Annotated in this window: 10 protein-coding genes; 5 read left to right on the top strand and 5 right to left on the bottom strand. The window is 40.3% G+C overall.

What is annotated here, in order from left to right; all coding sequences use genetic code 11:
- Window positions 1-121: 121 nt before the first annotated feature.
- A complete protein-coding gene (locus WAE59_RS13620) occupies window positions 122-436 on the bottom strand; it encodes a hypothetical protein (protein ID WP_337856518.1) in 315 nt (104 codons plus the stop codon).
- 157 nt (window positions 437-593) lie between these two features.
- Between WAE59_RS13620 and WAE59_RS13625 the strand changes: the two genes are divergently transcribed.
- The 5 genes from WAE59_RS13625 to WAE59_RS13645 are packed head-to-tail and all read left to right on the top strand — an operon-like array spanning window position 594 to window position 9609.
- Window positions 594-1793, top strand: coding sequence for a Pycsar system effector family protein (locus WAE59_RS13625; RefSeq protein ID WP_337856519.1), 1200 nt, complete (start codon window positions 594-596; stop codon window positions 1791-1793).
- Window positions 1794-1796: 3 nt separating this feature from the next.
- Window positions 1797-3764 carry a polyphosphate kinase 1 gene (gene ppk1, locus WAE59_RS13630; protein ID WP_337856520.1) on the top strand — a complete coding sequence of 656 codons (1968 nt, stop codon included), beginning with the start codon at window positions 1797-1799 and terminating at the stop codon, window positions 3762-3764.
- A gap of 10 nt (window positions 3765-3774) precedes the next feature.
- Window positions 3775-4644 (top strand): SdiA-regulated domain-containing protein, encoded by an 870-nt coding sequence (locus WAE59_RS13635; protein WP_337856521.1) that lies wholly within the window; start codon window positions 3775-3777, stop codon window positions 4642-4644.
- 5 nt (window positions 4645-4649) lie between these two features.
- Window positions 4650-7022, top strand: coding sequence for a GAF domain-containing protein (locus WAE59_RS13640; protein ID WP_337856522.1), 2373 nt, complete (start codon window positions 4650-4652; stop codon window positions 7020-7022).
- A gap of 10 nt (window positions 7023-7032) precedes the next feature.
- Window positions 7033-9609 carry a BamA/TamA family outer membrane protein gene (locus WAE59_RS13645; protein ID WP_337856523.1) on the top strand — a complete coding sequence of 859 codons (2577 nt, stop codon included), beginning with the start codon at window positions 7033-7035 and terminating at the stop codon, window positions 9607-9609.
- Between the two features lie 8 nt (window positions 9610-9617).
- On the opposite strand, the gene WAE59_RS13650 is transcribed toward WAE59_RS13645, so the two are convergent.
- From WAE59_RS13650 to thiH, 4 genes are all read right to left on the bottom strand, one after another.
- Window positions 9618-10463 carry a CvfB family protein gene (locus WAE59_RS13650; protein WP_337856524.1) on the bottom strand — a complete coding sequence of 282 codons (846 nt, stop codon included), beginning with the start codon at window positions 10461-10463 and terminating at the stop codon, window positions 9618-9620.
- A gap of 94 nt (window positions 10464-10557) precedes the next feature.
- Complete coding sequence (locus WAE59_RS13655; protein ID WP_337856525.1) at window positions 10558-10890, bottom strand: hypothetical protein; 333 nt, start codon at window positions 10888-10890, stop codon at window positions 10558-10560.
- A 111-nt stretch (window positions 10891-11001) separates the two neighbouring features.
- The gene (locus tag WAE59_RS13660) at window positions 11002-12015 is read right to left on the bottom strand and encodes a HesA/MoeB/ThiF family protein (protein WP_337856526.1); all 1014 of its coding nucleotides are present in this window, start codon (window positions 12013-12015) and stop codon (window positions 11002-11004) included.
- A 3-nt stretch (window positions 12016-12018) separates the two neighbouring features.
- A complete protein-coding gene (gene thiH, locus WAE59_RS13665) occupies window positions 12019-13131 on the bottom strand; it encodes a 2-iminoacetate synthase ThiH (RefSeq protein ID WP_443147261.1) in 1113 nt (370 codons plus the stop codon).
- Between the last annotated feature and the right edge of the window lie 5 nt (window positions 13132-13136).

Genomic DNA, 13136 nt, shown 5'->3' on the forward strand with positions numbered 1-13136 from the left:
AAAGTTGAGTTTAAAGGCAAGATCTAACCATGACAGGAGTCAATACTAAAAGTGATATACATCACTTTTTATCATCAATGGTTGTAGGACTCGAAAGGGTGGGGAGGGATTTTCCTGAAAACTATTTTAGCTTGCTAAGGCAGTATGCTGCGATGTAAATCCGGCCCTTCGAATTTACTTCTTCAGTAACTGCGTCGTCACTTTGTGAAAGGGCGTGCTTTTCTTTGTTTAGTACTTGATGAAAGGCTTGAACATCAGAGGCCTCAAGTTTTTTGAAAAACACAGGGTAATATTTGTTTTCCAAAATCAGTTTTTCTTTTGGATTGCATTGACTGTAGCTCCAGGTTTCATTAGTGGAAAAACTGTATTCGTACCTGGCATCATTCAGCTCATATAAAAAAGCCTTAGCTTGTTGCGCAATTTCGTTTGTAGTCATGTTGTTCATTTTGCTCCCGGAAGTTGAATCGGGATTTGAGATCTTCACAATGTAAGCTTAATTTTTCATCAAATACATTTAAAACATTTTTTGACACAGGCCGGTAGGCTTATTCAATAAAAACACTGATATTTATGCAATAAAACAATGTGAGCAGATGCAGCACCGCGAAATATTAGAAAAACTTCGTGCCCATGTGGCAAACCTCTTTCATTCCAACAAAGACGGTAGGTTTACATATCATAATTTGGACCATACTGAGCATGTGGTAGAGAATGCGGTCAGGATAGCCAATCATTATCAGCTGGCTGATGAAGACTTTTTTGTAGTTGTTGCCGCCGCCTGGTTTCATGACCTGGGCTATTTCGAAGACTGCAATGCGCATGAAGCCAAAGGCGTAAGCCTGGCCGCCGCTTTTCTCCAGAAAGAGGGGGTCTCTCCAGAAATCATTGAGAAAGTTAAAGGCTGTATTATGGCTACTCGAATGCCGCAACAGCCAGTGGGTCTTCTACAGCAGATCATGTGTGATGCAGATCTTTTTCACCTAGGAAGTGACAGCTTCAAAGAAAAGAACAGGCTGATGAGGAAAGAAGCCGAAGCCTTTGTGGGGCATAAAATAGATAAAGGCCTCTGGCGTGCAAAGACCATTGCGCTATTTAAAGCTCATCATTATCATACTGCATATTGTCAGGAATTACTCGGCGAAAAAAAGGCGCACAATCTCGCTGAAATGGAGAATAAACAAATCAAACCAAAAAATAAATTGGAAATCATAGAGAATTCGGCAACAGTACCGGCTAAGGCTGAAAAAAAGAAGAAAAGCGACCGGCCAGAGCGCGGAGTAGAGACGATGTTCAGGATCACCTCTACAAATCACCAGCGACTGAGTGATATGGCCGACAACAAAGCGCACATTATGATCTCCACGAATTCTATTATTCTTTCTGTGATATTGAGCTTACTACTGCGCAAGTTGGAGGACAACCCTCATCTAATCATCCCGACCTTATTATTACTGATCATTTGTGTGGTAACAATGGTGTTTTCTATACTTGCAACGAGGCCTTCAATTCCAGAAGGTATATTTAGTCAGGATGATATCAAGGCCAAGCGTGTGAATTTGCTGTTTTTCGGTAATTTTTACAGGATGAGTCTTCCCGACTATGAGCATGGAATGAATCAGTTAATGGACGACAGAGATTTCCTTTATGGCAGTCTGATCAAAGATGTGTATTCTCAGGGTGTAGTATTGGGACGTAAATACCGTCTGCTGCGTATTGCATACAATGTCTTTATGTTCGGTATCGTGGCTGCGGTATTATCGTTCATTGTGGCTGCCGCTGTAGTGACCATGTAACTGATGATGAGAACAGCTGTTTTTTTTAACAGAGATCTGAGTTGGCTGAGCTTCAATGAAAGGGTGCTTTTAGAGGCGGCCAGTCAGCAAGTACCGATATTGGAGCGCATTAAGTTTTTGAGTATCTACTCTTCAAATCTTGATGAGTTTTATCGGGTTCGTATTCCTGTATTGATGGCGCTTAATGATTTTCATGAGGGGCAGGGAGAGGGTGCAATTTATGAACAAGCTAAAGTTGCGATCAACAGGCAGCAAAAGCAGTTTGGAGAGGTTATTTCAGGACAGATTTTACCAGCGCTGGAAGCATCTGGCATTCATTGGATTTATAAACAATCTATCCCTCTGGAGATTTCTGAGCAGGTAAACCAATTGTTTTTTACCGAGGTATTGGCTTATATTCATTCCGAATGTATAGATAATGACCTGACTGGTTTTTTTGCTGAGAATAACAAACTTTATCAGGTTGTGATCCTTAAAGACGGGGCAGGAACTGAACGCATGGAACTGATCAACATTCCATCTGATGTCATTCCTCGTTTTTATGCTATCCAATACAAGGAATTACAGTACGTTGTTTTTTTAGAGGATATTATTAAGTATAAGGTCAATTATCTCTTTCCAAATGATAGTATTATAGGTATCTATAATTTAAAGATTACCAGAGATGCAGAATTAAAGATTGATGATAAAGAAGAAGACATCTCGGTGGCATTAGAACGTCAATTGGAAACCCGTGATTTTGGTTTTGCTACCAGGTTTTTATACGAACCAGGGATTCCTTTAAGAAATCTTTATCGTATGATCTATGCCTTGGATCTTCAGCAAGCTTCGGTAGTGGAAGGAGGTACTTATCATAACTTAAAGGATTTGAGCGGTTTCCCATTATCCGGTTCTACCTTTAGTTACGAAAAATGGCCAGCTATACTTTCACCCAAAATAGCGGCTGATAGTACACTTTTTTCCGAAATACAAAAACGGGACATTTTGATCAACGTTCCTTATCAGCAATATGATCCGATATTGCGTTTTTTTAATGAGGCAGCAAATGACCCTGAAGTTCTAGAGATTTACACAACCCTATACCGAGTAGCTAACAGTTCCAGAATTGTTAGCGCGTTAATTACAGCAGCTAGAAATGGCAAGAGAGTTGTGGTGATGGTTGAGCTCAAGGCTAGATTTGATGAAGCTAACAACATCAAATGGGCAAAAAAGATGAAAGCAGCCGGAGTGAAGATCGTTTACAGTAGTATTAGTCTTAAAGTACATGCTAAAGTAGCACTGATCAGGCGTAAGGAAGGTGAAGGCATCAGCCCGTACCTGGGCTTACTGGCCACAGGAAATCTAAATGAAACCACAGCAAAATTCTATACGGATCAAATTCTGTTGACTGCACACCAGCCCATGCTGGAGGAACTTCAGCAGTTGTTTGGTTTTTTGAAGAAAAGTAAGAAGACACCCTCTGCCGAAGATCAGATTAATTTCAAGTACCTGTTGGTTGCCCAATTTAACCTTCAGGATCGTTTTCTGGAACTTATTCAGCGTGAAATAGATCACGCAAAAGCGGGCATCAGATCTGGGATCACAATAAAACTCAATAATCTGGAAGAGCAGATATTGATCAATAAACTTTATGAAGCTTCATGTGCCGGTGTAGAAATCAAGCTGATCATCCGGGGAATTTGTTGTCTGGTGCCGGGTGTGGAAGGTTTAAGTGAACGAATTAGTGTGATCAGGATTGTAGACCGCTACCTGGAACATGGTCGAATCTTTATCTTTGACAATGGCGGAAATACAGAAATATTCATGGGTTCAGCAGACTGGATGAACCGCAACATCTACAGCCGGATTGAGGTCTGTTTTCCCCTTTATGACGAGGATTTAAAAAGAATTGTCATGAAAATCATTAACTTACAGCTACATGATGACGCGCAAAAATCTATTTATGTATTTTTGCAGGAACATTTAAAGTAAAACGCAGCTTATGAAATATATCTACCTAACGATTTTCTATTTGCTGGTAGCTGTTGTGTCCTTTTTTGGCGCATATTCCTGTCAGAATCCCAAAAATAAATATACCAGTCCTGAAGGTTATGACTTTGGTAAGCCAGATAAATTTACTATGCCCTCCAGTTTATTGGAAATCTCCGGCATAGCGTTCTACCACCATAATAGTGATACCGTTTACAGCATACAGGATGAAGATGGTAAGCTGTTCAGACAGGCATGGGATGTTAAAAAACAAAAGAACATGAAATTTGGTGCGAAGGGAGATTATGAGGAGTTGGCGATTATGGCAGAACAGGTTTTTGTACTTAAAAGTAACGGACATATTTATGCTTTTCCGATGTCAGAAACGACAAAAACCGAATCTAAAAACGTTAAGATAAGCAAACATGTATTGCCAAAGGGGGAGTATGAAGGGCTGTATGCTGATGAATTGAAAAGTCAATTGTACGTGATTTGCAAGTCTTGTGCTATAGATAAAAAGACCAAACAGGTGACGGGATATGTACTGGATTACAATGCGGGGCAGGATTCTATCATGCTTTCTGGTTCGTTTAAATTGGACCTTAATCAGATCAAAGTAGTAAATGCCGAAGCCAAATCCAGTTTAAGCCCCTCAGCCTTAACCAAAAATCCCAGAACTGGCGAATGGTATATCCTGGCATCCGCAAATAAACAACTGGTTATTACCGATGCAAACTGGAAAATTAAAGAGGTACATAAACTGAATTCTTCTACTTTCAATCAGCCGGAAGGCATCGCTTTCGATCAACAGTTAAATCTTTTCATTTCTAATGAAGGAGACGAGGTAAATGAAGGCAACATCTTGAAGTTTAAATATAAATAGGAAGGATGCAGGCCATAACGCTAAATTTAAACCGAAGACTTTCCGGAAATGGAGAAGATACCCATATAGGTGCTGAAATCCATTTGTCTCTGCGCCCATTTATTGAATACGTAGAGCAACGCGCAAAAACAGAAAAAACAGCAAAAATCAATTTCTATAAATATATCCTGGAACAATTTGGTCAATATCCCGAGTTGAAGGAGCCGATTCGATCTGAAGATGCAGGTAAATATACGGGGCTGTTTGAATTGATCTATACTTCATTGTCACCGATCATACATGACGAAAGTCAGCAATATTGGGCGATCAGCACGCCAATATCGCCCTGTTTTCATTATGGCACCAATGCGTTTTACAATATACTGATGGATGCTACCAGCAGTAATGTAAAAATGGATTTGAACCTTCCTTCGAAAAAGGATATGGAAAAAAATCTGCTCACTGCCTTTTACAACCTCGTATTGGAAAGATTTTACAACTTTTCTTTAACCGGAAACCAGGTTGTAGTCAATTCTGTCATTGATCCGGATACGCATTTGTTGAAATACTATAGGTTAAATGTAGATACACGTTTTTTAGAAGTCACTACCAATGCCAAGCTTCCGGAATATAACCTGAAGGATGTCAAGGATTATATCCAGGATGAGCGGAATACACTCAAAATACTCTCGAAACTCATTCCTCCGAGTTTGTTTAAGGTTGAGGGAATATCCATCGTGACCTTGACTGACGTGACGGGTGAATATGCTTTAGAAACGATTAAAAACATCATCATTGAGCATAGCGAATCACAGAAGGGACAATATACCAGAGAGATTTTTAACTCATTGAAGACTTTGGTGGGAACTGATCAGGTTGACTTCGGGTTGGTTCCTTACATCAAACTTAACGGAAAGTTGCAGGTTGATGAACAATCGGGTTTTACAAGTATTTTGATTCAGCTGGCTAAGGAACACGATATGGATGATGCTGATTACAGAGACCTGATCGAAGAATATATTTCCAGTCCACGTACCCTCATATTTCCTGATATCTCCGATGAAGAGCGTGGTAAATATCCCATGCTGACTTTGCTTGGTCACGTTGGAGTGAAGTCCTATGCACTATTTCCATTGTACTACAATGCGAAACTGGTAGGCTGCCTGGAACTTTACACACGGGATTCAACATTGTTCAACGGCAACACCCTGACAAAGATTGAGGCGGCTTTCCCCTTACTTGCCCAGCTTTTTCAAAATATCATCATTGATTTTAATAATGATATACAAGATATTATTACGGTTAAATTTACTGCCCTGCAACCTGCAGTACAATGGCGTTTTCACGAAGCAGCTTATAATTACCTGCGTTCAGGTGCGCGCGACCGAAATTTGCCAGTAGAATCTATCTTTTTTAGAAATGTTTACCCTTTTTATGGTGCTATTGACATCAGGAATTCAAGTATCCAAAGAAATTCGGCAATTCGGCGGGATCTTTATTTGCACTTCGAAATTTTAGAATCAACGATTAAAACGATCAAGAGCACCATTACGCTTTGTAAGGAAAATGAAATTCCACATGAAGAAACGATCTGGAATTTTAAAAATCTGGAAGAACTATCCGACAGGGAGATTTTAAAAACAGAAGATTACCTGCAAAGACAAATTCCAACAGCTCTGGAGCAGTTGAAAATTAGCCATCCTGAATTGGTTGCCATCATTGATCACTATTTTATGCTTACTGGGATAAATGGCAAAATCTACGAGAACCGGGAAAAATATGAGAAGAGCATGCAGATGATCAATCTTGCTGTCACGCGGCACCTCGACGAGTTTGATGCGGAATTGCAGAATGTGTATCCTCATTATTTTGAGAAGTTCAGGACAGATGGGGTAGAATTTGATATTTATCTGGGACAGTCAATTGCCCCGAAAATATCTTTTACCACGGCATTGGTCAGTGAGTTCAGATTGAAACAACTGAGAGTAATGGCCGAAATTGCGCAGACGACGAATAACCTTGGACCGTATTTTTCTCTGCCCTTGGAGACGACGCAGTTGATTTTTGTTTATGATAAGCCTATCGATGTTAGCTTTAGGATAGATGAACAGCGTTTTGACGTAGAAGGAAGTTATAACATCCGCTATCAGATGGTAAAGAAACGGATCGATAAAGCGCATATTAAAGATACTGAAGAACGCCTTACGCTTCCTGGTAAGATTGCAATTGTGTATTTTAATACTGCAGAAGCAAGTGAATATATTGGTTATATCAAGAAATTGCAAAAGACAGGCTTGCTGAACAATGATCTCGAATACTTGGACATCGAAGAGCTGCAAGGTGTAGAAGGGTTAAAGGCGCTGAGAGTAGGCGTAAGTTTAAAAAGGTTAATGAATTGATATACTACAGATGAAGAATCTTTTAATCGCTGTTTTTCTAGTTTTAAGTTTACCGGTTTTTGCACAAAAGCAAGATTCGATCCTTGTGGCGGTGGGTCCCGAATATGACAAGGTAACAGCATTACATCGTTTCTTTCTTGGAGAAAGCTACCGGCAGGTTTGGGCTACGCCAATTAAAGTTAGAGTGATCGACTTACAGAAGGAACGTGGAGGCTTCAAAATCGTGAAATTGGGTGGGGGAATGCAGACGCGTTCATTACGACTGGTAGATCCTACCGGTAAAGAATGGGCATTGCGAACCGTTCAGAAATATCCCGAACAAGGTTTACCAGAAAAACTTAGACCTACTATTGCTAAAGATATTGTGCAGGATCAAGTTTCCACAAATCATCCATTTGGTGCCTTGATCGTGCCCCCCTTAGCCGATGCACTGGGCATTGTGACGGCGAGACCTGAATTGGTATATGTTGGAGATGATCCGGGCTTTGCTGAGTACCGGGAAAAATTTGCGAATGCTGTGTATCTGCTGGAACCGCGTTCGCCTTTCGAAGAGGAAACAGACAACACATTAAAAGTACAGCGGAAGATACAGGAAGACAACGGTAAGCGTGCAGATCAAAAATTGACGTTGCGTGCGCGTCTGCTGGATTTTGTATTGGGCGATTGGGACAGGCATGAGGATAACTGGCGCTGGCTTCCACAAAAAGAAAAAGGAGAGACTACTTACATCCCGGTTCCTAAAGATAGGGATAAGGTATTTTATAAAACATCGGGACTATTTCCCTGGATACTCAATCACCAGTGGCTAAAATCACATTTGCAGCCGTACAGTCCAAATATTAGGGATGTAGACCATTGGAGCTTTAATGAGCGTTATTTCGATCGCTATTTTTTAAATGAATTGGATGAGCAAGATTGGAGAGAAGCAACGAAGTTTGTTCAGCAGCATTTGACCGACGAGGTAATCAGCAAAGCTTTCAAACAGATGCCCGATACGATATTTAAAATTAGTGGCAACGAACTGGTTAGGAATTTTACATCGAGAAGGGATCGATTGGATTCTCTTGCGCTGCATTATTATCAGTTCTTATCCATCTATGTTGACGTACCTGCTTCAGACAAAAATGAACATTTTGAAGTGGAATTCCTGGAGGATGGAAAAGTGAAGGTGTCGGTACACAACATCAATAAAGAAGGAAAAAAGGGTAGATCTGTATACAAGCGAACGTTTGATCCGGCGATCACCTCAGAAGTCCGGCTATTTGGCATGGGCGGTCAGGACGTCTTTTCTGTTAAGGGAAAAGCCAACTCCAAAATCAAAGTCAGAATGATTGGTGGTGCAGATGAAGATCAATTTCAAGTTGCGGAGGAAGTGGAAAATAAACCTTTTATTTACGATCGTTCAGATGAGCCCAATTCCATCCCATCCCGTAGCAAGGCGAAACTTCGACTCGCTCGCGATACCTCAGTAAATTATTTTGACAAGAACAGTTTTTTATATGATCGGTCTGGCCCTTTATTTAGTGGGAGTTATAATATCGATCAGGGTGTTCAACTTGCTGCCGGTTACATATGGGAGAAGCAGGGATTCAGGAAGTCTCCATACGCAGTTAAACATGAATTCTGGGCGAATTATTCTACTGGTAGAAAATCTTTTATTCTTGATTATATCGGGGATTATAAAAAGGCAATCGGTAATAATGACCTTACTCTTCATGCAAATTTCCTCGGCCCGGGTAACCTAAGTAACTTCTTTGGATTGGGGAATAATACTGAATTTGAAGATGATCAGGATGAAGATGAGTTTGGTCAGGAGATAGACCGGGAGGACGGGATTTCCTATTACCGTAACCGCTACAATTACCTGAATGTTGATCTGAAATTGAGTAGAAAGGTGACCAACCATCTGAAAATAGACGCAGGGGTACTTGCTTCTTACTATACCAGTACCGAAGAAGGAAATGAAGAACGTTTTTTTAACGATTACAATGCAGCCAACCCCGAACAGGAAATATTAAAAGATAAATATTATGGAGGACTTGTAGCTGGCTGGACGTATGACAATCGGGATAATCCTGCAATTCCAACTAAAGGTATTTATTGGCGGACTTCTTTTACCGCGCAGCACAGACTGGACAAGACAAATGATAAGTATGGTTCAGTAACTACTGATTTTCGCTTTTACATCAATCCTGGTCAATCAGGTTTAGTATTTGCCAACCGCCTTGGAGCTGGTACTGTGATCGGAGAGCCTACATTCTTTCAAAGGATGCAAATTGGCGGAATCAACAGTTTGAGGGGATTTAACAGTAGAAGATTTACCGGAACAACGATGTTTTATCACAACCTTGACATGCGTTTGAAACTATTCAATTTTACTTCCTATCTGGTACCCGGAACAGTAGGCATGATTGGTTTTAATGACATAGGACGTGTTTGGGAAAGAGGGGAATTATCCGGTAGATGGCATCAGGGATATGGTGGAGGCTTATATGTTATTCCAGGAGAAGCATTGCTGATCCAGGCTACAATAGGGCTTTCTAAAGAGGTTACGATGCCATATTTCTCTATTGGCTTTACTTTTTAATCCTTCGGTTATTCAGCCAGTTCATCTTTCAATAGTTTGATCTCATGATCTGAAATTGTAATTAAGCGGTCTTTATAAAGACCGCCAATTACTTTCTTGAATGCGTTTTTGCTGATTTTAAAGCGATGATAGATGTCATCCGGTGAACTTTTGTCGCCCAATGCAATCACGCCACCACTGTATTTAAGTTCCTCTAATATAGCATCTTTATTTTCAAGGATATGACCATAACCCATTGGTTGCAGACTCAAATCGATTTTTCCGCCTACACGGATTTTTTTTATCCAACCTTTTCTCAGTTCTCCGGGGTTCAGTTCATCGAACAATTCGTTGGCATACAAGAGGCCAATATATTTATTGTCGATGATGGCGTTATAGCCCATATCTGAACGATCCGCGATAAGTAAGCTGACTTCATCACCTTCTTCAAGATCTATTTCTTCTTCCTCAACAAAATTGATCAGACGGGAGGAGGCCACCATGCGGTCGTTGCTTTCATCAAGAAAAACATAAACAACGTGCTTGTCCCCTTTGAACATAGGGCGTTTTTGTTCCTTTGAAGGCACAAAGATATCCTTGTCAAGCCCTAAGTCCATAAAAGCACCCTTATCGTCGTCGTCAACTACCGTGAGGTAAGCGAAATCACCCACACAGGCCAGTGGACGCTTGGTGGTTGCCATTAGTCTTCCATCTTTGTGCATATAAACAAATACATTCAGGTTATCGCCGATTTCTGTATTCTTAGGTACATCTAAATAAGGGAGCAATACCTCTTTGTCTCCTTCCGTCAGGATCAGTCCTGTTTCTGTTTTGGTTACTGCTCTCAAATCATTGTATTGTCCTATTGCTATCATGCTATATCGGTTGAAGGTATTGTATAAAATGCATTGTCAATTTGCAAAGGTAGCAATCTGGGCTTCAAAAGTGGTTTTTAATTTTAATGTGGACTTAACCTTCATCGTTTTTATGAATTAATTCTTTATAGGAAGCTCCCTTGATCGGATATCTATATAATCCTCCCGGTGGTAATTGGAAAAGAGATTCGAGAAGAATTCCTGTTTTATATGGAATCTCTTCTCTTGAATTGATGCGGATATTTTTGTAATTGTTAAAGGTATTACCCGATTTTCCGATAAATTTTGGAATTTTTTTAATAATAGCGTCGTATTCCCTTTTCGTCATGTCATTGAGACAATCTTCAATCTTATATTTCTTAAGTGTCTCTTTATTGGTTTCTGCTTTTACTTTTGTAGTCTTTGCTTTTGAATTTTTTGGAATCATAATTTAGTATTTAATGAATGTTTTTTGCGTGTATATCTACAAAAGCGATTCTATCCATAAATTCCTATTCAGTGGTAAAAAAAAATGATTTTTTTCAAAAAAATATCCATCCTAAATATTGGGTTGGATCGAAACGATAAAGACTTCTTCTTTGATGTTATCTTTAAGTAAGTTAAAACCAATTTTGCTCCGATACCCCGTATTGCAGTATAAGATTAATTTTTTATCGTTGGGGATATGTGACAACTGCCCGGGCAACTCATAAAGTGGGATATTGGTGCCACCTAAATTATATTCTTCGTATTCATAAGGTTCTCGAAGATCAATCAAGAAGTAATTTGGATCATTTTTAAAAATAGTACAGGAATGTAGATCAAGTTCAGGGTAGGTAAGTTCCGTTTTGGGAACCTGCTGATCCATCGAGAGGATTATACTGCTGCTATCAAGAGCATTGAATAACAAAAGCTTTCCTGCGAGCGTATCTCCAAATCCACATATTACTTTGATCGCCTCGTTGGCCATATAACTACCTATGATGCCGGGAAGAGTGCCTATTACACCATTTTCTCCACAATTAGGGACTTCATCTGCTAAGGGCGGCTCGGGATAAAGCGAACGATAATCGGGACTGCCAAGGTGGTTAAAAACTGCAACCTGACCCTGGAAGTTAAACAGAGAGCCGAATACTAAAGGTTTATCCAGGGAAAGGCAGGTGTCGTTGACAAGGTATCGAGTGGGAAAATTATCTGAAGCATCAATAATTAAATCATACGCCGAGATCAACTTTGTAGCATTGTCCTGATTAAGGTAGAGTGAGTAGGCCTTTAAGTTAACGTAGGGATTCAGCAGACGAAGTTTTCTGATTGCCTGTTCAGCTTTATTTTTCCCTAAATCTGTTATGTTAAATAGGATTTGTCGTTGGAGATTAGTTTCTTCTACAACATCGTGTTCCACAATGCCAATACAACCTACACCTGCCGCTGCAAGGTAAAGCGCTACAGGGCAACCCAATCCTCCCGCGCCAACGATCAGCACTGAAGCCTTTTTTAATTTAAGCTGACCTGACAAACCCAGTTCAGGTAAAATCACTTGCCTTTCGTATCTTTTAAGTTCTGCTGCCTCCATAATTTATGTCGATAAATTGAAATCCCAATCTTTCCATATGGGTTCATATCCTTGACTACTGATCATTTCTGCGATTTTTTTTGAACTGCGTTCATCTGAAATTTCAAATTGTTCCAATGATTGAGGTTCGACAACATAGCCGCCAGGATTTGTTTTTGACGCCGCGCTCATAGCGGTGACACCGAGTTTGATGATGTTATCTCTAAAAGATTCAGATTCCCTTGTAGAAATGGAAAGTTCAACTTCCTCATCGAACATTCTATAGGCACAGATGAGTTGCACCAATTCGCGGTCGGTCATGGCCACTTTAGGCTCTAGTCCTCCACTGAAAGGCCTCAATCTTGGAAATGAGATGCTGTATTTACTTTTCCAGTACTGCTTTTCCAGATATGAAAGGTGCAGTGCGGTGAAAAACGAGTCTGTTCTCCAGTCTTCCAGCCCAATCAGTACACCTAGGCCCATCTTGTGTATCCCTGCCTTTCCAAGTCGGTCTGGGGTCTCTAATCGATAGTCAAAATTGGATTTTTTGCCTTTAGGATGGTGTTTTTTGTAATCTTCACGGTGATAAGTCTCCTGATAAACAAGTACTGTGTTTAATCCATAAGGGGTAAGCTCCCGGTAATCTTCCAGATCAAGGGGCTGTACTTCCATCGATATGTGCGAAAAATGCGGACGAATTAGTTCCAATACCTTTTTGAAGTAGTCTGTATGTACAGATTGGTTGGCTTCTCCTGTCACCAATAGCACATGATCAAAGCCCATTTCTTTAATTGCTGCGACTTCCTGCATAACTTCTATGGAAGAAAGTGTTTTCCTTTTTACCTTATTGTCATAGCTAAAACCACAATACGTACAAATGTTGTTGCATTCATTCGACAGGTAGAGTGGAACGTACATTTGTATAACTCTTCCGAAGCGTTTGAGTGTAAGCTCCTGGCTGATCTTTGCCATTTGTTCCAGATAAGGGGCGGCGGCAGGAGATATTAGCGCCTTAAAATCCTCAAGTGTCCTTCTTGAACTGCTAAGGGCTTGTAAGACATCCCGCTCCGTTTTCGCATAAATGCTATTGCTGGTTTCTTCCCAGTCGTAAGATTTGAAAATATCGCTGAAGCTCATCAATG

It is taken from the genome of Pedobacter sp. GR22-6 (assembly GCF_037402555.1).
In the GTDB taxonomy this organism is placed as follows: domain Bacteria; phylum Bacteroidota; class Bacteroidia; order Sphingobacteriales; family Sphingobacteriaceae; genus Pedobacter.